This window comes from Kineosphaera limosa NBRC 100340, assembly GCF_000298215.1.
GTDB classification, from domain to species: Bacteria; Actinomycetota; Actinomycetes; order Actinomycetales; family Dermatophilaceae; genus Kineosphaera; species Kineosphaera limosa.
On record NZ_BAHD01000080.1, the window covers coordinates 1 to 20,957 of the forward strand.

At 70.2% G+C, this 20,957-nt stretch carries 22 protein-coding genes and 2 tRNA genes; 17 read left to right on the plus strand and 7 right to left on the minus strand.

Annotated elements, in window-relative coordinates:
- Positions 1 to 136 precede the first annotated feature (136 nt).
- The gene (locus tag KILIM_RS18460) at positions 137 to 703 is read right to left on the minus strand and encodes a YqgE/AlgH family protein (protein WP_006594262.1); all 567 of its coding nucleotides are present in this window, start codon (positions 701 to 703) and stop codon (positions 137 to 139) included.
- 134 nt (positions 704 to 837) lie between these two features.
- Between KILIM_RS18460 and KILIM_RS18465 the strand changes: the two genes are divergently transcribed.
- Positions 838 to 2,799: a BCCT family transporter gene (locus KILIM_RS18465; protein WP_006594263.1), complete on the plus strand. Its 1,962-nt coding sequence runs from the start codon at positions 838 to 840 to the stop codon at positions 2,797 to 2,799.
- Between the two features lie 34 nt (positions 2,800 to 2,833).
- On the opposite strand, the gene KILIM_RS18470 is transcribed toward KILIM_RS18465, so the two are convergent.
- A complete protein-coding gene (locus KILIM_RS18470) occupies positions 2,834 to 3,604 on the minus strand; it encodes a polysaccharide deacetylase family protein (RefSeq protein ID WP_040563834.1) in 771 nt (256 codons plus the stop codon).
- Positions 3,605 to 3,678: 74 nt separating this feature from the next.
- On the opposite strand from KILIM_RS18470, the gene KILIM_RS18475 reads away from it, so the two are divergent.
- The 3 genes from KILIM_RS18475 to KILIM_RS18485 all read left to right on the plus strand — a co-directional run bounded on the left by KILIM_RS18475 (position 3,679) and on the right by KILIM_RS18485 (position 7,728).
- Positions 3,679 to 3,954: a DUF3039 domain-containing protein gene (locus KILIM_RS18475; protein WP_040563830.1), complete on the plus strand. Its 276-nt coding sequence runs from the start codon at positions 3,679 to 3,681 to the stop codon at positions 3,952 to 3,954.
- 183 nt (positions 3,955 to 4,137) lie between these two features.
- Entirely contained in the window at positions 4,138 to 5,844 is a 1,707-nt protein-coding gene (locus tag KILIM_RS18480) for an alpha/beta hydrolase (RefSeq protein WP_083876255.1), read from the plus strand.
- 120 nt (positions 5,845 to 5,964) lie between these two features.
- Positions 5,965 to 7,728 carry a DEAD/DEAH box helicase gene (locus KILIM_RS18485; protein ID WP_006594267.1) on the plus strand — a complete coding sequence of 588 codons (1,764 nt, stop codon included), beginning with the start codon at positions 5,965 to 5,967 and terminating at the stop codon, positions 7,726 to 7,728.
- Positions 7,729 to 7,732: 4 nt separating this feature from the next.
- On the opposite strand, the gene KILIM_RS18490 is transcribed toward KILIM_RS18485, so the two are convergent.
- Positions 7,733 to 8,239 (minus strand): Lrp/AsnC family transcriptional regulator, encoded by a 507-nt coding sequence (locus tag KILIM_RS18490; protein WP_006594268.1) that lies wholly within the window; start codon positions 8,237 to 8,239, stop codon positions 7,733 to 7,735.
- A 48-nt stretch (positions 8,240 to 8,287) separates the two neighbouring features.
- Between KILIM_RS18490 and KILIM_RS18495 the strand changes: the two genes are divergently transcribed.
- On the plus strand, positions 8,288 to 9,106 hold the full coding sequence (locus tag KILIM_RS18495; protein ID WP_006594269.1) for an RDD family protein: 819 nt from the start codon (positions 8,288 to 8,290) through the stop codon (positions 9,104 to 9,106).
- A gap of 55 nt (positions 9,107 to 9,161) precedes the next feature.
- The gene (locus KILIM_RS18500) at positions 9,162 to 10,451 is read left to right on the plus strand and encodes an acetyl-CoA hydrolase/transferase family protein (RefSeq protein WP_006594270.1); all 1,290 of its coding nucleotides are present in this window, start codon (positions 9,162 to 9,164) and stop codon (positions 10,449 to 10,451) included.
- 51 nt (positions 10,452 to 10,502) lie between these two features.
- Here the strand turns inward: KILIM_RS18500 and KILIM_RS18505 are convergent, their stop codons facing one another.
- A complete protein-coding gene (locus tag KILIM_RS18505) occupies positions 10,503 to 11,120 on the minus strand; it encodes an isochorismatase family protein (protein WP_006594271.1) in 618 nt (205 codons plus the stop codon).
- A gap of 68 nt (positions 11,121 to 11,188) precedes the next feature.
- Positions 11,189 to 12,505: a nicotinate phosphoribosyltransferase gene (locus KILIM_RS18510; RefSeq protein ID WP_006594272.1), complete on the minus strand. Its 1,317-nt coding sequence runs from the start codon at positions 12,503 to 12,505 to the stop codon at positions 11,189 to 11,191.
- Between the two features lie 22 nt (positions 12,506 to 12,527).
- On the opposite strand from KILIM_RS18510, the gene clpS reads away from it, so the two are divergent.
- The 9 genes from clpS (at position 12,528) to rdgB (ending at position 19,533) form a co-directional block, all read left to right on the plus strand.
- Positions 12,528 to 12,818 carry an ATP-dependent Clp protease adapter ClpS gene (clpS, locus tag KILIM_RS18515; RefSeq protein WP_040563832.1) on the plus strand — a complete coding sequence of 97 codons (291 nt, stop codon included), beginning with the start codon at positions 12,528 to 12,530 and terminating at the stop codon, positions 12,816 to 12,818.
- Positions 12,818 to 13,441 carry a DUF2017 domain-containing protein gene (locus tag KILIM_RS18520; RefSeq protein ID WP_006594274.1) on the plus strand — a complete coding sequence of 208 codons (624 nt, stop codon included), beginning with the start codon at positions 12,818 to 12,820 and terminating at the stop codon, positions 13,439 to 13,441. Before clpS ends, KILIM_RS18520 begins: the two co-directional genes overlap by 1 nt.
- Positions 13,442 to 13,616: 175 nt before the next feature.
- Positions 13,617 to 14,522, plus strand: coding sequence for a basic amino acid ABC transporter substrate-binding protein (locus KILIM_RS23740; protein WP_006594275.1), 906 nt, complete (start codon positions 13,617 to 13,619; stop codon positions 14,520 to 14,522).
- Positions 14,523 to 14,532: 10 nt separating this feature from the next.
- Complete coding sequence (locus tag KILIM_RS18530) at positions 14,533 to 15,363, plus strand: amino acid ABC transporter permease (RefSeq protein ID WP_217997135.1); 831 nt, start codon at positions 14,533 to 14,535, stop codon at positions 15,361 to 15,363.
- A 5-nt stretch (positions 15,364 to 15,368) separates the two neighbouring features.
- Positions 15,369 to 16,322: an amino acid ABC transporter ATP-binding protein gene (locus tag KILIM_RS18535; RefSeq protein ID WP_006594277.1), complete on the plus strand. Its 954-nt coding sequence runs from the start codon at positions 15,369 to 15,371 to the stop codon at positions 16,320 to 16,322.
- A 39-nt stretch (positions 16,323 to 16,361) separates the two neighbouring features.
- Positions 16,362 to 17,165: a glutamate racemase gene (gene murI / locus KILIM_RS18540; protein WP_006594278.1), complete on the plus strand. Its 804-nt coding sequence runs from the start codon at positions 16,362 to 16,364 to the stop codon at positions 17,163 to 17,165.
- Positions 17,162 to 17,929 carry an MBL fold metallo-hydrolase gene (locus tag KILIM_RS18545; RefSeq protein ID WP_006594279.1) on the plus strand — a complete coding sequence of 256 codons (768 nt, stop codon included), beginning with the start codon at positions 17,162 to 17,164 and terminating at the stop codon, positions 17,927 to 17,929. Before murI ends, KILIM_RS18545 begins: the two co-directional genes overlap by 4 nt.
- Positions 17,930 to 18,016: 87 nt before the next feature.
- On the plus strand, positions 18,017 to 18,805 hold the full coding sequence (gene rph, locus KILIM_RS18550; RefSeq protein ID WP_006594280.1) for a ribonuclease PH: 789 nt from the start codon (positions 18,017 to 18,019) through the stop codon (positions 18,803 to 18,805).
- Positions 18,802 to 19,533, plus strand: coding sequence for an RdgB/HAM1 family non-canonical purine NTP pyrophosphatase (gene rdgB / locus KILIM_RS18555; protein ID WP_006594281.1), 732 nt, complete (start codon positions 18,802 to 18,804; stop codon positions 19,531 to 19,533). Before rph ends, rdgB begins: the two co-directional genes overlap by 4 nt.
- A gap of 45 nt (positions 19,534 to 19,578) precedes the next feature.
- Here rdgB and KILIM_RS18560 read toward each other — a convergent pair.
- A tRNA-Leu gene (locus KILIM_RS18560) sits at positions 19,579 to 19,660 on the minus strand.
- Between the two features lie 62 nt (positions 19,661 to 19,722).
- Positions 19,723 to 20,208 carry a thioredoxin-dependent thiol peroxidase gene (gene bcp, locus KILIM_RS18565; RefSeq protein WP_006594282.1) on the minus strand — a complete coding sequence of 162 codons (486 nt, stop codon included), beginning with the start codon at positions 20,206 to 20,208 and terminating at the stop codon, positions 19,723 to 19,725.
- Between the two features lie 108 nt (positions 20,209 to 20,316).
- On the opposite strand from bcp, the gene KILIM_RS18570 reads away from it, so the two are divergent.
- Both KILIM_RS18570 and KILIM_RS18575 read left to right on the plus strand, forming a co-directional pair.
- On the plus strand, positions 20,317 to 20,580 hold the full coding sequence (locus KILIM_RS18570) for a DUF3618 domain-containing protein (RefSeq protein WP_006594283.1): 264 nt from the start codon (positions 20,317 to 20,319) through the stop codon (positions 20,578 to 20,580).
- 135 nt (positions 20,581 to 20,715) lie between these two features.
- A tRNA-Lys gene (locus KILIM_RS18575) sits at positions 20,716 to 20,791 on the plus strand.
- Positions 20,792 to 20,957: the final 166 nt, after the last annotated feature.

Consider the following 20,957-nt stretch of genomic DNA (forward strand, 5'->3'; position numbering starts at 1 on the left):
GGGCCCGCGCCCCCAGGGCGCCTGACCACCCGCGACTGACCGCCCGCGCCTGAACCCGCCCGAAGCGCGGCTGGGCAGCCGCGCAGCACCTGGCCCGGTCGGCCTCCCGCGAAAGGGAGGCCGACCGGGCCAGTTGTCAGTTGTGCGTGGGGTCTTCGGGGTAGGTGGCCACCCAGGCCAGGGGGCCGGGCTGGCGGCGTAGGACGCCGGCCCACAGCGTCTGCGGGTCTTCGGTGAAGGCGTCGCCGACCTCCGGGTCGACCACGTACCACCCGGACGACTCGATCTCGCTCTCCAGTTGCCCGGCGCCCCAGCCGGAGTAGCCGGCGAACACGCGCATCCCCGCGACGGCCGGCACCACGACCTCCGGGGGCACGTCGAGATCGATCACCCCGACGGTGCCGAACAGCAGCCGGATGCCCAGCGGTGCGCTGTGGTCCTCGTGGCTGCCGCCGGGCACCCGGACCAGGCCCAGTGCGGTATCCAGGCCGACCGGGCCGCCCTGGAACAGCTGCGCGGGCTCGCTGACGTGCTCCTGCCAGGCGGGCAGCACTCGTCCGACCGGGGCGCCGATCGGCTTGTTGAGCACCAGGCCGTGCGCTCCGGCCTCGTCATGGTGCAGCAACAGCACGACGCTGCGACGAAAGATCTCGCCGCCGGTGCGTGGTGTCGCGACCAGCAGGCGTCCGGCCAGGGAGTCCACCTCTCCATTGTGCGGGGTCGGCGCCGTCGGCGTCTGCTCGCCCCACGCAGCCGGGGCGCCGAACCAAGGGTCCCGCGCTTTGCGCAACATGTGTGTGTTCGCGCAGGTCCGACAGCTTGGTTACGGTCGCTCGGGTGACCTCACACGAACCGCCAGCTGGGCAGCAGTCGTCCGAGAAGCCCCGAGATCGGGCCCGGCGCCTGCTGCACGAGGCGAGCCAGGCCGGCAACTACCCGCACGGGGTGCATCCGGCCCTCGTCCCAGGCGTGTCGGTCGACGACCAACGCAACGACTACCGCACCGACAAAGTCGTCTTCGGGGTTGTCGCGGTCACGATTCTCGGCTTCTTCGCCTGGGGCGTCGTCTCCACCGAGACGCTCAGCGCGGCCTCGGACGCGGCGCTCGAATGGGTGACGACCTACTTCGGTTGGCTGTTCAGCGCGCTGGCGGCCGTCGTGTTGCTGTTCATGCTCATCGTCGGCTTCACCCGGTTCGGGCGCATCCCGCTCGGCCTGGATGGTGAAAAGCCCGAGTTCTCGCGGTTCTCGTGGATCTCCATGCTGTTCGCCGCCGGCATGGGCATCGGGCTGTTGTTCTTCGGCCCGTACGAGCCGATGCAGTACTACCTCGACCCGCCGCCAGGCACCGTCGACCCGCAAACCCGGGGGGCGATGCACCGGGCGCTCATCCAGACCGTCTTTCACTGGGGTCCGCAGGCGTGGGCCATGTACGCGCTGGTCGGGGCGGCCGTAGCCTATGGCGCCTACCGGCGCGGCCGGACGATCCTCATGAGTTCGATCTTCGCGCCGCTGCTCGGCGGCTCCCGCGGCACCCAGGGCTGGGTCGGGCGGGTCATCGACATCTTCGCGATCATCGCGACGCTCTTCGGCACCGCCGCCTCGCTGGGCATCGGGGCCCTGCAGATCGGACGGGGCCTGCAGCTGACGACCGGGGTCGACATCGGCAGCCGCGTCGTGCTCGTCTCCATCGTCACCGTGCTGACCGTCGTCTTCATCACCTCGGCCGTCAGCGGCGTCGCCCGAGGCATCCGCTGGCTCTCCAACATCAACACGGTCTTCGCGCTGTCGATGGCGTTCTTCGTGTTCATCGTCGGCCCGACGCTGTTTCTGGTGAACTTCATCCCGTCGGTGATGGCCGGCTACCTGGGGCACACCCTGGAGTTGCTCGCCTACTCGGCGAGCATGGGGGAGGCGCAGGCCGAGTTCGTCAACGCGTGGCCGGTCTTCTACTGGGCGTGGTGGGTCTCGTGGTCGCCGTTCGTCGGCATCTTCATCGCTCGCATCTCGCGCGGGCGCACGCTGCGCGAATTCGTCGTCACCGTCATTCTCGTGCCCTCGACCGTGTGCCTGGTCTCGTTCAGCATCTACGGCGGCACGTCGATGTTCTACCAGGAGTCGGGTCAGGCCGATGTCGGCGGCGCCCCGAATGCACAGGATTCTTTGTTCATTCTGCTCGACGCCCTGCCGATGACGGGGCTGACCTCGGTGATCGTGCTCGTCATGCTCACGGTCTTCTTCGTGACCAGCGCCGACTCGGCCTCCATCGTGATGGGCAGCCTGGCGCAACGTGGTCGCACCGACCCGACCCGCGGCGTCATCATCGCCCTGGGCCTCATGCTCGCCTCGATCGCGATCGTCATGCTGCTCATCGGAGGCGAAGGTGCGCTGGCGAGCGTGCAGAACCTCATCATCGTTTCGGCGCTGCCGTTCGCCCTCGCGATGGTCTTCATGATGTGGGCGCTGTGGAAGGACCTGAGTACCGATCCGCTGATCATCCGGCAACGCTACGGATCGGCGGCGCTCGATCAGTCGGTGCGGGCCGGCGTGCGCGAGCACGGCGACAACTTCGCGCTCGCGGTGCAGCCCACCGGCCAGGGCCAGGGCGCCGGCGCCGACTTCGACTCCAGCGCCCCCGCCGTCACGGACTGGTATCAGCGCACCGACGAGCAGGGCCGCCCGATCGACTACGACTACGAGACCGGCCAGTACGTCGACTCCGGAACCGACGCGGTGGCGCACGAGACTCCCGGCGGACGCAGTGTCCGCGCCCGCGACGGCAACCGAACCCGCGAGTGAACCAGGAGTGACCCAGGAGTGTCGCGTGGCCGGGCTACAGGTGGGGCAGGCGCGGGCGCAGGTTGAAGTGAGGGCGCAGGACGAGCTTGGCGCCGCCGTCGAGCGCGTCGGCCAGGCTGCGTCCGCGCAGACCCTGCTGGGCGCACTGGGCGAGCAGCCGGGAGCTGAGGTCGTAGCGGTCCAGCTGCGGCTCCGGGCCGTCGTCGGCGAGCTCGGCGGCGCCCGCGTGACCGTCGTGCAGCAGGATGATCGATCCCGGCCGCAGGCTCATCGTCGCCATCGTGACCCGGGTGTCGTTGTCGACATCCCGGTTCCAGTCCCAGCTCGTCGAGCTCCAGATGACCGACGTCATGCCGGCGCGCGAAATGGCGCGCCACGTGCCGGGGGACTGATCGCCGTACGGCGGACGGAACCAGCGCACCGGCCGGCCGATCGCGTCCTCGAGCTCGCCCCTGCCGCGGCGCAGATTCTGCTCGACCACCCGCGGTGGCAGCGTCGGCAGGTGCCGGTGATCGATGCCGTGCAGGCCGACCTCGTGCCCGGCGGCCAGCACTTCGGCCAGGAGCCCGCGGTTGGCGCGCACGCTGCCCATGAGCACGAAGAACGTTGCGGTGGCCCCATGTTCGGCCAGGGCCCGCAGCACGGCGGGCGTGCGCACGGGCGTCGGACCGTCGTCATAGGTGAAGATGACGTCGCCGTTGTCGGTGCGCACCGAACTGACCGACCCGATGGCATCGGGTGCGGCTTCGAGCACGCGCATGGCGGCGATCTTGGCGGAATGGATCAGTTGGGCCTGGGTCGGCATGGCTCCCATTCTCCCATCCCACCCAGGCGGGCACTGGGGTCGCGGGGGTGACCGCAGCGCCTGGGCTGGGCATAATGCCGCCTATGACGACGACCTCCGCACCGCAGACGTCGACCCTGGAACACACCCAGACCGATACCGACTACCGCACCGACTCCGGCGATCACGAACGGTTCGCCCACTACGTGCGCAAAGAGAAGATCGTCGAGAGCGCGGTGACCGGTGAGCCCGTCATGGCGCTGTGCGGCAAGGTGTGGGTCCCCGGGCGCGACCCCAACCGCTTTCCGGTGTGCCCCATGTGCAAAGAGATCTACGAAGGTCTGCGCGCCCCGCAGGACGGCGGCGACTGATCCGGCGTCCGCGGCTCACCGCGGTCACCCACCTTGGCCGTTCATCGTGTCCGACGTCACGCTTCGGACAAGGTAGGTAGTTCCTCCCTGTCAACCCTCGCAACCTCCGGATACTGTTGCGGCTCAAGCTGATCGTGCATCACAGGGGCGCACGGCGGCTGTTGACAAGGGGGTCATTGCGACATGCTTCGTCGTCTCCTCTCCAGGTCGGCAACGATGGGCGTGGCGCTGGGGGTAGTGCTCGCGGGAATCGTGCCGGCAGCCACCGCCCAGGCCGCCGGCGGCGTCGACGGTAAGGACAGCACCGGTCAGGCCATTCCGGCCGCGACACAAGGTGCGGTCGCAGGTCAGGTCGTCGCGAACACCAAGGGCATCGAGTGGACGCGCTGCGGTGGCATGCAGTGCGCCACCCTCACGGTGCCACTGGACTACGCCAATCCGGCCGGCGGCACCATGGAGCTCACGGTCTCGCGCAGGCCGGCCGACAATCCGAAACAGCGGATCGGGGTGCTCGTCACCAACCCCGGCGGGCCCGGCGTGCCGGCCTCCTTCACGCTGCCGCTGTTCGCCCAGACGCTGAGCCGCGATATCCGGGCGCGCTTCGACCTCATCGGCATCAACCCGCGCGGCACGGGCATGGACATGATGGCGATGTGCATCGGCAAGCCCGGCCAGCCGGCGCCGGAGATCGACTTCATGTTCCCGATCACGCCCGCGCAGGTGCAGGCCCAGCTCGCGGCCGACGCGTTCACCGTCGCGCTGTGCAAGGCCGACACGGAGAACAACCGCATCCTGGGGCACATGTCGACCGGCGATTCCGCCCGCGATATCGATGCGGTACGAGCCGCGATGGGGGAGAAGGCCGTCAACTTCTACGGCGTCTCCTACGGCTCGGTGCTCGGGGCGACGTACACCCAGCTGTTCCCTGACCGCACCCGCGCCGTCATCGTCGACGGCGCCCTCGACCCCGTCGCCTGGACCGGCGGTCGCCGCGACACCGTCAACCAGCCGATGACCGCGCGGCTGGGCTCTCACCTCGGCGGGCAGAAGGCCCTCATGTCGGCCATCGCCGAGTGCGAGCGGGTCGGTGCGCGGTTCTGCGCCGAGCACCAGACGATCCGCAAGGACTGGACCGAGCTGGTGCGCCAGCTGCGTAAGAAGCCGATCGAACTCGGCGACGGGACCGACGGCCTGGCCCTGACCTTCGACTCCGTCATCGCGATGATCAACGGCGGACTTTACGACTACGAGGGCGTGCCCGATGTGCTCGGCATGATCCACCTGCTCAACCAGGTGGCCACCGCCGGCCCCAACCCGCCGGCGGCGGTGGAGGCCCGCGCCCAGCGCGCGTACACCAAGGTCGAGCGTCGCGACGCCGCCAACCGTAAGAACCGCATCGGCTACGACCCGCCGGCCCCGCCGGACGACGAGGAGCAGTGGCCGCCGATGTACGCCGCGTCGTTCACCGGCGTGGTCTGCGACGACGGTAAGCAGCCCAGCGACCCGCAGGCCTGGGTGCGGGCCGCCAAGGCCGCCGACAAGGCCGCTCCCGGATTCGGTTCGCTCTGGACGTGGACGTCCTCGGTCTGCGCCAAGTGGCCCTTCCACTCTCCGGGGGCGCTGCGCGGGGCCTTCAACAAGCCCTCCAAGGGCGGCATGCTCATCCTCAACACGACGAACGACCCCGCGACGCCGTACGCCGGGGCGATCGCGCTGCGCAACACCCGGCAGGACTCGCGGCTGATCACGGTGCCGGGCTGGGGCCACGCGGTGCTCGACACCAGCGGCTGCGCCAGCACCATCCGGGACCGGTACCTGCTGACCGGCCGCCTGCCGGTCATCGACCAGCACTGCCGCCAGGACCACGCACTGTTCCCCAGGCTGGACTGATGCGCTCGAGGTGAGCGCTCTGCGGAGGCGCACCGGGGCCGGGCGCAACACGCCCGGCCCCGGTGCGCATCCGGTGCCTGCACGGGAGCAGGCCCGGCTCGGGATACGCTGGCGCGCGCTATGAGTACGTCGGCCGCGCAGAATCTGTCACCGTCATTTCCGGAGCGGGCCGCCTGGGGGACCGCGAGCAAGCTGCGCGCCTGGCAGGCCGCCGCGCTGGAGAACTACCTCGAGAACCACCCCCGCGACTTCCTCGCCGTGGCGACCCCCGGCGCCGGAAAGACGACGTTCGCGTTGCGCGTCGCCGCCGAGTTGCTGGCCAACAACGTCGTGCAGCGCATCACCATCGTCGCCCCCACCGAGCACCTGAAGACGCAGTGGGCGGAGGCCGCAGCGCGGGTCGGCATCGACATCGACCCCGGCTTCACGAACGCGGCCGGGGGCCACGGCCGCCACTACGACGGGGTCGCGCTGACCTACGCCGGGGTCGCCAGCAAACCGCTGCTGCACCGGGCCCGCACCGAGAACGCCCGCACGCTGGTGATCCTCGACGAGATCCACCACGGCGGCGACGCGCTCTCCTGGGGTGAGGCGATCCGGGAGGCCTTCGAACCGGCGACCCGCCGCCTGGCGCTGACCGGTACGCCGTTCCGCTCCGACACCAACCCGATCCCGTTCGTCACCTACGCCCCCGACGCCGACGGCATCCGCCGCTCCGCAGCCGACTACACCTACGGCTACGCACAGGCGCTCGCGGACGGCGTCGTGCGGCCCGTGCTCTTCCTCGCCTACGGCGGGGCGATGCGCTGGCGCACCCGGGCCGGTGACGAGGTTGCCGCACGGCTGGGGGAGCCGGCGACCAAGGACGTCATCGCGCAGGCATGGCGCACGGCGCTGGATCCGCGTGGAGAGTGGATCCCCTCGGTGCTGGCCGCCGCCGACAAGCGGCTGACCCAGGTGCGTCAACACGTCGAGGACGCCGGCGGGCTCGTCATCGCCTCCGACCAGACCAAGGCCCGGGCCTACGCCGCGATCCTGACCCAGCTCACCGGTGAGAAGCCGGCGGTGGTGCTCTCGGACGACACCGGCTCCAGCAAACGCATCGAGGAGTTCGCCGCCGGCACGAGCCGATGGATGGTGGCGGTGCGGATGGTCTCCGAGGGCGTCGACGTGCCGCGGCTGTGCGTCGGCGTGTACGCGACGTCGACCCAGACCCCGCTGTTCTTCGCCCAGGCCGTCGGGCGCTTCGTGCGGGCCCGCAAGCGCGGCGAGACCGCCTCGGTGTTTTTGCCCAGCGTGCCGACCATCCTGGCGCACGCGGCAGCCCTGGAGGCCGAGCGGGACCACGCCCTCGACCGCCCCAAGGCGACGGAAGACGACGTGTGGGCGCCGGAGGAGGCGCTCATCGAGGAGGCCAATCGCGAGCGCTCGACCCCGGACCAGGGGGAGTTCACGTTCGAGGCGCTGGAGTCCGAAGCCGAGTTCGACCACGTCCTCTTCGACGCCGAGCAGTTCGGGCTCACTGCCGCGGTCGGCTCCGACGAGGAGCAGGACTACCTCGGGCTGCCGGGCCTGCTGGAGCCCGATCAGGTGGCCCACGTGCTGCGGCAGCGCCAGAGCGAGCACTCGACGCGCACGTCGGCGCGCGCCCAGAACGGGTCCGCGGACGGGGCCCAACTCTCGGCGCATCGGGCCCTGGCGGCGCAGCGCAAGGAGCTCAACTCCCTGGTCTCGGCCTTCGCCCGCAAGACGGGCGCACCGCACGCCGTCGTGCATTCGGATCTGCGCAAGCAGTGCGGCGGGCCGACGCTGGACCAGGCGAACACGCAGCAGGTGGGGGAGCGGATCGAGGCGATCCGGCGCTGGTTCGTCGGCCGCAAGTAGCGGCTCAGGAGCGGCGGGGGCGCCCTCCGTTGTCGTTTCGCGCGGCGGCCGCCTCGACGAGCGGCAGGGTGCGGCGGGTGACGTGGGTGGCCAGCACGATCTGGCTGGAGGCTCGTTCGATCTGCTCGTGTTCGACGATCGTGTCGATGACCTGCTGCAGGTCGGCGTTGTCGCGGGCGACGACCACCACCAGCATGTCGAAGCCGCCGGTGATCGTGTGCGCCTCGATGACCTCGGGGATGGCCGCCAGGTGCGCGGCGATCGGGGTCTGACCCGTCGTCTGGCGGATCTGCAGCTGGCAGTAGGCGGTGACGGGATACCCCGCAGCGCCGGGGTCGATCGTCGGGGCCATCGAGGCGATGACGCCCCGGTCGAGCAGGCGATCCAGTCGGGCCTGCACGGTGCCGCGCGCGACGCCCAACTCGCGGGACGCGCCAAGCACCCCGACCGACGGACGCTGCGAGAACAGCCCGATGATCCGTGCGTCGAGGTCGTCCACGGTATGGCTCATCGTGGACACGTTACCGGGGCGCACGGCCGACTCTGAGAGACTTTTTCCATGGTGGAACAGCGCCCCTCCGGCTGGTACGACGATCCGCAAGACGACGACAACCTGCGTTACTGGGACGGCGTGATGTGGACCGAACACGTCGCCAGCAAGCGCTCGCAGTACCAACCGGGGCCGATCTCCGAGCCCGCGGCGGGCGCCTCCGCCGACCAGTGGGCGGCCTATCAGCAGCAGCAGGGCTACGCGGGCCAGCGCCCGCCGGGCCGCCGAACCGGTGGCGTCGAGGCGGGGACCGGCAGCGACGTGCGCCTGGCCGGCTGGTGGCGCCGGGTCGGGGCCATGATCGTCGACACCCTGCTGGTCGGCCTCGTCTCCTTGCCGATCACGCTCCCGCGCATCAGCTCCTCCTCCGATGCCATCGACGCCTGGTTCACCCAGGTGATGGCGGCCGCGGAGGCCGGCACGACGGCGCCCCTGGTGCCGGAGTCGATCGTCGCCGATCTGGCCTTCGTCGGGCTCGTGCAGACGGTGGTCTATATCGCGCTCGAGGTGTTTCTGCTCTCGCGCTGGGGGGTCACGCCGGGGCGGCGCCTGACCGGCATCCGGGTGCGGCCCGTCGGTGTCGACGAGCCGGTGCCGCTGGCGGTCGGGCTACGCCGCACGATCGTCAAGACGATCTCCAACCTGCTCTCGGGCGTGCCGCTGCTGTCCTCGGTCTCGTTCATGTTCCAGATGGCGGACTACCTGTGGCCGTTGCCCGACAAAGGCAACCAGTCGCTGCACGACAAAGTGGGGGGCACCGAGGTGGTGCGCGGCAAGGCCCTGTCGGCCGCCGCGCGGCATGCGCAACAAGGCCCCGGCCAGCACTGACTCCAGGGACCACCGTCCCACCGCGGCCCAACCGTCATGAGGCACCCTGGAGGGCGTGCCTACGATCTCCATCGAAGCCCTGTCCTCTCTGGTCGACACCTCCCGACGGGACCTACGGGTCGTCGTCAGCGGTAACGGGGCGGTGCCCTGGACCGTGTTGCGCGCGCTGGACTCGATCCTGCCCGGCTATCGGATGTTCATGCTGAACGCTCCCAAGGGCGTTCCCGACCGCACCGGCGTCATCCTCGAGACGGCCTTCGTGGGTGCCGGCATGCGCCGCAGCGAGCGGCTGGCCTATTACCCCTGCCGCCTCTCCCAGGTGCCGCTACTGTTCGGCGGTCGCCTGCCCGTGGACATCGTGCTCGTGCACACCTCGGCGCCGCTGAACGGCAAGGTCTCGCTGGGGATCGAGGTGAACATCTTGCCGGCGGCCATCGAGTCGGCCCGCGCGCACGGCGGCCTCGTCATCGCCCAGGCCAACCCCAACATGCCCTACACCTACGGTGACGGGGAGTACTACCTGGACGACTTCGACGCGATCATCGAGGTCGACGAGCCCTTCGGCGGGCACGCCCTGCAGGCCGGGACAGCGCAGGGCGCCGCCCACGCAGCCCCGGCCCCCAGCCTGCCGAGCAAGGGCATCGACCGCGCCGAGTCGGCCCGCATCATCGGCCAACTCGTCTCCGACCGCATCGGCGACGGCGCCACCCTGCAGATGGGCATCGGCGAGATTCCCGACGCCACCCTGGCGGGCCTGCTGAAGAAGAAGGGCCTGGGCATTTGGACCGAGATGCTCGCGGACGGGGTCCTCGCGCTCGACGATGCCGGCGCCCTGGACCCCGACCGCACGCTGGTCAGCTCGTTCGTGCACGGCACCACGACCCTCAACGACTGGGTGCACTGCAACGACCGGGTGCGCATTCTGCGCACCGAAACCACCAACGCCCCGGCCCGCATCTGCCAGAACCCCGGCATGACGAGCATCAACACCGCGCTGCAGGTCGACCTGCTTGACCAGGCCAACGCCTCGCGGATCAACGCACGCATCCACTCCGGTTTCGGTGGGCAGACCGACTTCACGGTCGGGGCCATGCACGCCCGCGGCGGGCAGGCGATCATGGCGCTGCGCTCGTGGCACCCCAAGGCCGACACCTCGACGATCGTGCCGCTCCTCGACGAGCCGGTGACGAGCTTCCAGCACACGGCGGTCGTCACCGAGAACGGCGTCGCCGAGATGGCCGGCTTCGACGAGCGCACCCAGGCTGCTCACCTCATCGAGTTCGCCGGGCACCCGCGCGTCCGCGAGGAGCTGTGGGAGGAGGCCGTGGCCCTCGGCCTGGTCTGATCGGCCGGCTCCCGGTCAGCCCGGCGGCTCAACCCGCCAGGGCGCTGTGGGCTACTCGGGCTGCCGCTCGTTCGGCAGGGTGCCGGCCAGTTCGGCGCCCGCCTGGCGCAGGTCGGCCAGGGTGCGGACCGTCGACTCGTGAGCGACCCCGGCCGTGAGGTCGAGCAGTACCCGCGTGGGTAGGCCCGCCTTGACGGCGTCGAGGGCGGTCGCGCGCACGCAGTAGTCGGTGGCGATACCGACGATGTCGACCTCCTGCACGCCCGTCTCGGCGAGCCAGTCGGCGAGTCCGATGCGCCCGCCGTGGCCGCCACGCTCCGGGGTCGACCCTTCGAAACCGCTGTAGGCGGCGGCATATTCGCCCTTGCGGAAGACCGCTTCGACGTGCGCCATCGCGGGCGCGAACCCGGTGTGGAACTGCGCGCCCGAGGTGCCCGCCACGCAGTGCACCGGCCAGGAGTCGACGTAGTCGGGGGTCGGCGAGAAGTGGTCGCCGGGGTCGATGTGCCAGTCGGCGGTCGCGACTACGGTCGCGTAGTCGCTGCGGTGGGCCTCGACGTAGCCCGCGATCGCCTCCGCGACCGCGGCGCCGCCGGTCACGGCCAGCGAGCCACCTTCGCAGAAGTCGTTCTGCACGTCGACGACGATGAGGGCTCGGACGGTGCTCATGGCGGGTCTCCTTAGACGTCGCTTTACGGGGCTGTCGCGTTCAGTGGCGCGGGATCACAGGTCCGGGATCACTGGCGCAGGATCGCCGAGGCGGGTTCGTCGTCGACGAAGATCGTCGGGATGACCGGCTCGCCGCGGCTGAGTCGGTGGGCGCGCGGCGGCAGCTGCGACATCGACTCCGAGTGCCGGGCCCGCGCGGACTCCACCCCGGTGTCGACGAGCACCTGCCCGTCGCGCACCAGGGGCACCAGCAGCTCGCGGTCGTTGTCGTCGCCGACCGGACGCTCACCGATGCCGATGACCTCGGCCTGCGCGACGTCGTCGCCGTCCAGCCGACGCATCGCGTACTTGCGGCCACCGACCGTGCCCTTGTTCTTGCTGCGCTTGGCGACGTCGACCAGCACCCCGTCGATCTCTCGCGAGACCAGCTTGTAGACCAGGCCGGCGGCCGGGTGCCCGCTGCCGGTGACCAGCGAGGTGCCTACGCCGTATCGGTCGACCGGGGCCGCCGCCAGGGCGGCGATCGCGTACTCGTCGAGGTCGGAGGTGACGACGATCTTGGTGCCCGTGGCGCCGAGCCGGTCGAGCTGGGCGCGCACCTCGTGCGCCTGGGCGACGAGGTCTCCGGAGTCCAGCCGCACCCCTCCCAGCTCGGTGCCGGCGAGGCGGACGGCCAGTTCGACGGCGCGGGGCACGTCGTAGGTGTCGACGAGCAGTGTGGTGTCGCGTCCCAGGCTTTCGACCTGGGCGCGGAAGGCGCTCTCCTCGTCGTCGTGCAGCAGCGTGAACGAGTGGGCGCTGGTGCCGGCCGTGGGGATGGCGAATTGCTGACCGGCCTGCAGGTTGCTCGTCGTGGCGAAGCCGGCGATATAGGCGGCCCGCGCGGCGGCGACCGCGGACCACTCGTGCGTGCGCCGCGATCCCATCTCGATGCACGGCCGCCCACCGGCGGCGTGCACCATGCGCGAGGCCGCGGAGGCGATGGCGCAGTCGTGGTTGTAGATCGACAGGGCCAGCGTTTCCAGCACCACGGCCTCGGCGAAGGTGCCCTCGACGACCAGCAGCGGTGAGCCCGGGAAGTACGCCTCCCCCTCCGGATAGCCGTCGATGTTCCCCGTAAAGCGGTATTCGCGCAGGAACTCCAGGGTGGTCTCGTCGACGACCCCGCGGCGGGCCAGGTGCTCGATCTGGGAGTGCTCGAAGCGGAAGTCCGCCAACGCCTCCAGCAATCGGCCGGTGCCGGCGACCACCCCGTAGCGGCGGCCGTCGGGCAAACGGCGACCGAACAGCTCGAAGACGCTGCGCCGATGCGCGGCCCCGGAATGCAAGGCCGCCTGGACCATCGTCAGCTCGTAGTGGTCGGTCAGCAGGGCTGTGCTCGTCACAGGGGCAGCCTATGGTGGTGGGGTGTCGATCGCGCCGGTGGAACAGGATCAGGTGCTCGGGCAGGAGGTGCCCGAGGCCGATCACCCCTGGATCGCTTTGGTGTGGAACGACCCGGTGAACCTCATGACCTACGTGACCTACGTTTTTCAGACGTACTTCGGTTACGGGCGCGAGAAGGCCACCAGGCTGATGCTCGACGTGCACCACAAGGGCCGCGCGGTCGTGGCCACCGGCTCCAAGGAGCTCATGGAGAAGCACACGGAGGCACTCCAGGGTTACGGCCTGTGGGCGACCTACCAGAAGGACGAGTAGTGGCCCGCGCCTTCCACCGCAAGAGACCCCTGGGTCGCCGCTCGGCCGGGCGTGCCGCCAAGGGCGCCCTGGAGGGGCAGCTCGACGCCGCCGAACGCGCCCTCCTGCGCTCCCTCTTCGAGCAGACCAAGCTGCTGCTCGCCTCCGCCCAAGCCCACGATCCGGCTCCGGCCGACGCGGTGCAGGACCCGTTCGAGGCGATGGTCGCCAGCGCGACCGCGGCCCTCGACGGTCCCGGCGACGACCCGGCCCTGCACCGTCTACTGCCCGACGCGCACCGCGACGACCCGCTAGCCGCCGCCGACTTTCGCCGCACGGCCGGACAGGATGTCGTGCGCGGCAAGGTGGCCCGCATCGACATCGCCCTGGCGTGCCTGGGTAACGCCGACGACCACGACCGCATCATCTTGGAGCCGGCGCAGGCCGCGGCCTTTCTCGTCGCACTCACCGATGTGCGGCTCGTGCTGGGCCAGCGACTCGGGCTGAGCACCGAGGCCGACGCGCAGCTGGTGGAGGACGAGCTGGCGCAGGCGCCCGACGACGACCCGCGGGTGCCGCTCGTGCTGGCCTACGACTTCACAACCTGGCTGCAGGAGTCGCTGGCGCAGTCGATGCTGCCGTGAGCGGCCAGTAGGTCGTCCCTGTGCCGGCCCGAGCCGCCCGCGAGTTGGCTGTGGTGTCACGGTCGCTGCGGCCTTTGCACGATCGTGACTGTGCAATCGGGCGATTGTGCTGGCAGTGGGGGTGCGCGTGGGGTCAGAATCGACGGCACGCCATCCTCGCTAGAAGGAGTTCCCAGTGCCCAGCACCTCGCGCGTACGATCGCGCCTTTTCCGAACCGCCGCAGTGGCGGCACTGCTGCCACTGGCCCTGGCGGCCTGCGGCTCGTCCGACTCCGGCACCCAGGGCGGCAGCGGCGCGACCGACGCGGCCACCGGCGGCATCACCACGGTCAGCTCCGGCAACCTCACGGTCTGCACCCACCTGACCTACAAGCCGTTCGAGTTCAACCAGGACGGTCAGACCGTCGGCTTCGACATCGACATCGTCAACCTGGCGGCCAAGGAGATGGGGCTGACCGTTCAGGTCGTCGACATCGACTTCGAGCAGATCACCACGGGTGCGGTCTTCACCGCCAACCGTTGCGATATCGCGGCTGCGGGCATGACGATCACCGAGCCACGCAAGCAGGCGATCCTCTTCTCCGACCCCTACTTCGATGCCACGCAAGCGCTGCTGACCAAGACCGGCTCGGGCATCACGGGCCTGGACTCGCTGCGCGGTAAGCGCCTGGGCGTGCAGACCGGCACCACCGGCCAGGAGTACGCGACGAAGAACGCCGAGGCCAACGGCTACGAGATGGTGGTCTTCGACGACCTGCCGCTGGGGGTCAATGCGGTCAAGGCCGGCCGGGTCGACGCCGCGATCAACGACAACGGCGTGCTGTACGACTTCGCCAAGGACAACCCGGACACCGAGGTGGTCGCCGAGTTCGACACCGGCGAGCAGTACGGCATCGGCGCGAAGAAGGACGACGCCAACGCCACGGCGATCATCGGCAAGCTCAACGAGGCGCTGGCCACGGCCCGCCAGGACGGCACCTACGACGAGATCTACAAGAAGTGGTTCGGCACCACCCCCGGTGCCGCCCAGCCGGGCGCCACGGACACGCAGTCACCGGCCTCGCCCGCCACGTCGTCCTGAGACCGACTCGGTGACCACCACCTCTAGGTCGACGGGGGGAGCGACGAAGCGTCGTCGCTCCCCTCGTCAGCGGGCCCGCCGCAATCGGCTGATCCAATACGTCGTCCTCGCCGTGCTCCTCGTGCTGGCGATCACCACCGCCAACTGGGGCCAGATCATCGACGTGTTCGCGCGCCCCGAACTGGTGCGCGCGACGGTGGGACCCGCGCTGCTGCGCGCCCTGGGCAACACGATCCTGTACACGATCGGCGCGTTCGTCTTCGGCATGTTCTTCGGCACGCTGCTCGCGCTCATGCGCCTGTCCGAGATCGCCCCCTACCGCTGGCTTGCGCGCGCCTACATCGAGTTCTTCCGCGGCCTGCCGGCCATCGTCGTGTTCATCGCGTTCGGGCTGCTGCCCATCGCGTTCCCGGGCATGCTCATCCCGTTCGACCCCTACGGCACGGTCTGGGTCGCGCTGGGCATGGTGGCCAGCGCCTACCTGGCCGAGACCATCCGCGCGGGCATCCAGGCGGTGCCCAAGGGGCAAGTCGAGGCGGCCCGCTCGCTGGGCATGCCGGCCGGGATGGCGATGCGCAAGATCGTCCTGCCGCAAGCCTTCCGCATCATCCTGCCGCCCATCACCAACGAGCTGATCCTGCTGGTCAAGGACTCCTCGCTGGTGTACGTGTTGGGGCTGTCGATGAGCGGCTACGAGTTGACGAAGTTCGGCCGCGAGGCCAGCCAGGCCAACGCCAACCTGACTCCGCTGGTCGTCGCGGGCTTCTGCTATCTGCTCATCACCCTGCCCCTGACGGTCCTCGTGGGCCGGCTGGAGTCTTCTGCGGCGAAGTCGAAGTGAGAGACATGAATCAGAGCTCGCAGCCCACCAGCTCCGACAGTCCCGCCAATCCCTCGGCCGACGACGATGATGTCGTCGTCGTGGACGACCTGCACAAGTCGTTCGGCCAACTGCAGGTGCTGCGCGGCATCAACACCCGGGTGCGGCGCGGCGAGGTGGTGTGCGTCATCGGCCCCTCGGGGTCGGGCAAATCGACCCTGCTGCGGTGCGTCAACATGCTCGAGCGGCCGACCTCCGGGCGCATCACCGTACACAGCGAGGAGGTGACCGACCCCGATTGCGATATCGACGAGGTTCGCCGCGGGGTTGGCATGGTCTTCCAGTCGTTCAACCTCTTTCCGCACCTGACCGCCATGGAGAACTGCACCATCGCACAGAAGTCTGTGCTGAAGCGCAGCGATGCCGAGGCCAGGCGGATCGCCCAGCTCAACCTCGAGAAGGTGGGCCTGGGGGAGCGGGGCGACTCGCACCCGGCGAAGCTCTCCGGTGGGCAGCAGCAGCGCGTAGCGATTGCCCGGGCGCTGTCGATGGACCCCGGGCTCATGCTCTTCGACGAGCCGACCTCGGCGCTGGACCCCGAGCTCGTCGGCGACGTGCTCTCGGTCATGCGCAGGTTGGCCAGCGAGGGCATGACGATGATGGTCGTCACGCACGAGATGGCGTTCGCCCGCGACGTCGCCGACCGGGTGTTGTTCATGGACGGCGGGGTCGTCGTCGAGGAGGGGCCCCCGAGCGAAGTCATCGGTGACCCCAAGCACGAGCGCACCCGCACCTTCCTGCAGCGCGTGCTCGACCCGACGCATGTCGACGCCGGAGCCGAGGATCTGGCGCACGCGCGGCGGCACGCGCTGGGCGCCGGCGGTGCGGCGGGCGCCGTTGGCGGCCCGGATCCGGTGGGTGACCTGGGCGACGGCGTGCCGACGCAAGACCCGTTGCGTGGCGGACAACACGGTCACTGACACTGAAGTGGGTCGGGGGTGCGGCCGTATCCTGGACGTGTGATCGACGCGCCCATCGGCATCTTCGACTCCGGCTACGGAGGTCTGACCGTGGCGCGCGCCGTGCTCGACCAGCTGCCGCACGAAACGGTCAGTTACCTGGGGGACACGGCGCGTGCGCCCTACGGTCCCCGACCCATCGCCCAGACCCGCCGGTACGCCCTCGAGTGCCTCGACTCCCTCGTGGAGTCGGGAGTCAAGCTGCTGGTCATCGCCTGCAACACGGCCAGTGCCGCGATGCTGCACGACGCCCGGGAGCGTTACGAGGTGCCGGTCGTCGAGGTGATCCGTCCCGCGGTGCGGCGGGCGGCGGCCGCCACCCGCAACGGCCGGGTCGGGGTCATCTCCACCGCCGGCACCCACCGCTCGCGGGCCTACCCCGATGCCTTCGCCGCCGCTCCGCAGTTGCAGGTCATCAGCCGGGCCTGCCCGCGGTTCGTCGAGTTCGTCGAGGCGGGCATCACCGGCGGCGACGAGCTGCTGGCCGTGGCCCGCACCTACCTTGAGCCGCTGCAGAGCGCCGACGTCGACACCCTGATTCTCGGCTGCACCCATTACCCGCTGCTGACGGGCGTCATCTCCTATGTCATGGGCGATCTCGTGACCCTGGTGTCCTCCGCCGAGGAGACGGCCAAAGATGTGTATCGGGTGCTCGCCGATCGTGGCGAACTGTGCCCGGTGCAGGTGGGCGAGCACACCTTCCGCACCACCGGCGACCCAGAGGAGTTCCGCCGGCTCGCGCGCCGCTTCCTCGGACCCGAGCTGGACGATTTGCCGGTGCTGCAGGATCGGATCGTCGCATGAAGCTTCTCGTCGTCGGGTGCTCGGGCAGCTTCGCCGGCCCGGCCAGTCCCGCCTCCTGCTACGTGGTCAGCGCCGAGCACGAGGGCCGCACTTGGCGCGTCGCGCTCGACCTGGGCAACGGGGCACTGGGGGCGATGCAGCAGCACTTCGACCCGCTCCAGCTCGACGCCGTCGCCGTCAGCCACCTGCACCCCGACCACTGCATGGACCTGTGCAGCATGAAGGTGCTGTGGTGCTACACGCCGGTCAACCGGCCGACGGCACCGCTGCCCGTCTGGGCGCCCGCCGGCGCCTCGGCGCGGATGGCTCGCGCCTACGGCGTGCAGGAGCCGGAGCCGCTGGAGCCGTGCCTGGCGTTCCACACCATCCGCGCCCACGAGCCGTTCACCATCGGCCCCTTCCGCATCACCCCGGTGCCGGTACTCCATCCGGTCGAGGCCTACGGCCTGCGGGTCGAGGCCGACGGGGCGGTGCTGGCCTACACCGGCGACACTGATCTGTGCGACGAGCTCTCGACGCTGTGTGCCGACGCCGACCTCGTGCTCGCCGACAGCGCGTACGTCGACGGTCGGGACGAGACAACGGGCGTGCACATGAGCGGATCGCGGGCCGCGCGAGCTGCGGTCGCCGCCGGGGGAGTGGGCCGGCTCATGCTGACCCACATGCCGTCGTGGAACGACCCAGCGGTGTGCCGCGAGCAGGCCGAGCAGCACTGGCCAGGGTTCGTCGAGATCGCCCAAGCAGGCCACACCTACGACATCTGAGCCGACAGCCCAGCGCCGCGGCGCGCCCGGCCGACGCTGCGCCGACACTCGGCGGCGACGAGAGCGCCACTGGATAGGGTCGGCCTTATGACGAATGCGACGCCGACGAACGCCTCGCCGACGGGTGCCGTGCCGCGGCACGACGGGCGCGCACCCGACCAGTTGCGCGAGATCCGCATCACCCGCCATTGGCTCGACCACGCCGAGGGCTCGGTGCTCGTGGAGTTCGGGCGCACCCGGGTGTTGTGCGCGGCCTCCTTCACTCCTGGTGTGCCGCGCTGGCGCAAGGGCTCCGGGCAGGGTTGGGTGACGGCCGAGTACGCGATGCTGCCGCGCTCGACCAACACGCGCAGCGACCGGGAGTCGGTGCGCGGCAAGATCGGCGGGCGCACGCACGAGATCTCCCGGCTGGTGGGGCGCTCCCTGCGCGCGATCATCGACACCGGGCAGTTGGGCGAGAACACCATCGTGCTGGACTGCGACGTGCTGCAGGCCGACGGCGGCACCCGCACGGCGGCGATCACGGGGGCGTATGTGGCCCTGGCCGACGCCATCGAGACCGGGCGACGTCAGGGCGCTGTCGCGGCCGGCGCGCGGCCGCTCATCGGCTCGGTTGCGGCCGTCTCGGTGGGGGTGGTGGGCGGCGTCCCGGTGCTCGACCTGGACTACCCCGAGGACGTCGACGCCGACACGGACATGAACGTCGTCATGACCGGCGACGGGCGGTTCGTGGAGGTGCAGGGCACCGCCGAGGGCACGCCGTTCGACAAGGAGGCGCTCGACGCGTTGCTGCGGCTGGCCGCGATCGGCTGCACCGAGCTGACCCGCCACCAGGCGGAGGCGTTGGCGCAGGGCTCGGCTGGGGGGCGGGGATGACGGGCCGCGGCCCGGCCGGCACTGAATTCGATCCGCCACCGATCGGCACGCGGTCGGCGGTGGCTCCGGATGCACAGGGCCACCGTGGGCCGGGGCCGGGCTGGGCCGCGGGGGACCGGCGCATCGTGTTGGCCACTCGTAATCCGGGCAAAGTTGTGGAGCTGCGCGAGATCCTGCGCGGCGTGCTCACCCAACTCGACGCCTACCTCGTGGGGGTGGAGGAGTTTCCGCTCGTCGCGGACGTCGTGGAGACGGGGGTGACGTTCGAGGAGAACGCGGTGCTCAAGGCGCGCACGGTGGCCTTTCAGACCGGTCTGCCGGCCGTCGCCGACGACTCCGGTCTGGCGGTTGACGTGCTCGGCGGGGCACCAGGGGTGTTCAGCGCCCGCTGGTCCGGCTTCCACGGCGACGACGAGGCCAACCTGCGGCTGCTGCTGCGGCAGCTGCACGACGTTCCGGAGCAGCAACGTGCGGCAGCGTTCGTGTGCTGCGCCGCGCTGGTGCTGCCCGACGGCCGCGCGGTCACCCGACACGGCCGGTTCGAGGGGTCCCTCACGTTCGCCCCGCGCGGCACCAACGGCTTTGGTTACGACCCGATTCTGCGGGTCAGGGGCCGCCACGAAACGGCGGCCGAGCTCTCTCCGGCCGACAAGAACGCGATCTCGCACCGAGGTAAGGCGTTTCGGGCCCTCGCCGAGGTCATGCCCAGGGCCCTGGGGTTGGGCTGACTGGTTGGGCTTTGGGCCCGGGTAGCCGAGACAGCGCCCGATCAGTGCGGAAGAAGGGACTCGAACCCTCACGCCCGAAGGCACAGGAACCTAAATCCTGCGTGTCTGCCAGTTTCACCACTTCCGCGCGACCATCGAGCGTATCGCGGACCGGGCCACGACACGGCAACTGAGCGGGTGCCCCGATGCTCAGCCGACGGTGACCTTGAGCGCCTTGGCCAGCGAAGCGACGTGTCCCGTGGCCTTCACGTTGTAGCGGGCGACCTCGATCGTGCCGTTGCCGGCATCGTCGACGGCGATGACAAAGGTGGAGCGGATGACGCCGACGACCTCTTTGCCGTAGAGCTTCTTGGTGCCGTACGCGGCGTAGGCGCGCAGCACGTCGAGGCTGGGATCGGCCAGCAGCGGATAGGTCAGGGAGTCCCGTTCCGCGAACTTCGCGAGCTTGGCCGGCTCGTCGGGGCTGAGGCCGACGACGGCGTAGCCGGCGTCGCGCAGGGGCGTCAACGCGTCGCGGAAGTCGCACGCCTGGGTCGTGCACCCGGGGGTCATGGCGGCCGGGTACACGAAGACGATGACTTTGCGGCCGGCGAAGTCCGACAGGGAGACGGTGGCGCCGTCCTGGTCGGGCAGGGTGAACGGCGGCGCCGGGTCGCCGGGTTGCAATCGCGTCATGCGGGGTAGGTTATCGTCGCACGCAGGAACGCCGACAGGGCGCCGGCCGCAGAGCCGGGGTCGGTTCGAGGTTGGCGGACGGTCGAACGCAGTGAAAGGACACTCGGCATGGCTCCGCAGGACAACGCGTCCGCCGCACAGATCGAAAAGAACATCGAGCAGGCCCGAGCCCGACTGACCGCGACGGTCGACGAGCTGGCCTACCGGGTCACCCCGGCCAACGTGGCCAAGCGGACCATGGCACAGGCGAAGTCGGCGTTCGACAGCGCGACCCGCACGCCCGAGGGCGAGGTTCGGTACGAGGTCGTCGCACCCGTCGCCCTGGCGGTCGTCGGCCTGGCGGCACTCGCGATCTACCGCCGCGTCTCCTGATCTTGCCGAGCGGGGGTACCGCCATCGGGCCGAGTCCGCCGCCGCATGCAGGGCTCTCACGAGGTGAGACTGCAGGCTTCTGACCAGCCGATTTCCTCCCTCCGGCAGGTCTGAGGTAGTGTTTCTCCTCGTTGCGCGCCATTAGCTCAATTGGCAGAGCAAGTGACTCTTAATCACTGGGTTCGGGGTTCGAGTCCCTGATGGCGCACCAACCGAAGGCCCCGGCAACGGGGCCTTTTTCATGCCCCCACGCCGTCCGCTCCCCGCGTGGCCGCCGATACGGCAGGCAGGTAGCCGTCTCGCATCGCGGGCATTGCGGCGGCTGCCGACCGTTGCGGTCGCGACAGCGACGGTCGGCAGAGAGCGCAACGGTCGAG

What these genes read in the sequence shown, in the direction of transcription:
- KILIM_RS18470 (WP_040563834.1), bottom strand. Translation starts at nt 3,604, where the DNA reads ATGCCGACCCAGGCCCAACTGATCCATTCCGCCAAGATCGCCGCCATG.
- KILIM_RS18475 (WP_040563830.1), top strand. Translation starts at nt 3,679, where the DNA reads ATGCCGCCTATGACGACGACCTCCGCACCGCAGACGTCGACCCTGGAA.
- KILIM_RS18480 (WP_083876255.1), top strand. Translation starts at nt 4,138, where the DNA reads ATGCTTCGTCGTCTCCTCTCCAGGTCGGCAACGATGGGCGTGGCGCTG.
- KILIM_RS18485 (WP_006594267.1), top strand. Translation starts at nt 5,965, where the DNA reads ATGAGTACGTCGGCCGCGCAGAATCTGTCACCGTCATTTCCGGAGCGG.
- KILIM_RS18490 (WP_006594268.1), bottom strand. Translation starts at nt 8,239, where the DNA reads ATGAGCCATACCGTGGACGACCTCGACGCACGGATCATCGGGCTGTTC.
- KILIM_RS18495 (WP_006594269.1), top strand. Translation starts at nt 8,288, where the DNA reads ATGGTGGAACAGCGCCCCTCCGGCTGGTACGACGATCCGCAAGACGAC.
- KILIM_RS18505 (WP_006594271.1), bottom strand. Translation starts at nt 11,120, where the DNA reads ATGAGCACCGTCCGAGCCCTCATCGTCGTCGACGTGCAGAACGACTTC.
- KILIM_RS18535 (WP_006594277.1), top strand. Translation starts at nt 15,369, where the DNA reads ATGAATCAGAGCTCGCAGCCCACCAGCTCCGACAGTCCCGCCAATCCC.
- KILIM_RS18545 (WP_006594279.1), top strand. Translation starts at nt 17,162, where the DNA reads ATGAAGCTTCTCGTCGTCGGGTGCTCGGGCAGCTTCGCCGGCCCGGCC.
- rph (WP_006594280.1), top strand. Translation starts at nt 18,017, where the DNA reads ATGACGAATGCGACGCCGACGAACGCCTCGCCGACGGGTGCCGTGCCG.
- rdgB (WP_006594281.1), top strand. Translation starts at nt 18,802, where the DNA reads ATGACGGGCCGCGGCCCGGCCGGCACTGAATTCGATCCGCCACCGATC.
- bcp (WP_006594282.1), bottom strand. Translation starts at nt 20,208, where the DNA reads ATGACGCGATTGCAACCCGGCGACCCGGCGCCGCCGTTCACCCTGCCC.
- KILIM_RS18570 (WP_006594283.1), top strand. Translation starts at nt 20,317, where the DNA reads ATGGCTCCGCAGGACAACGCGTCCGCCGCACAGATCGAAAAGAACATC.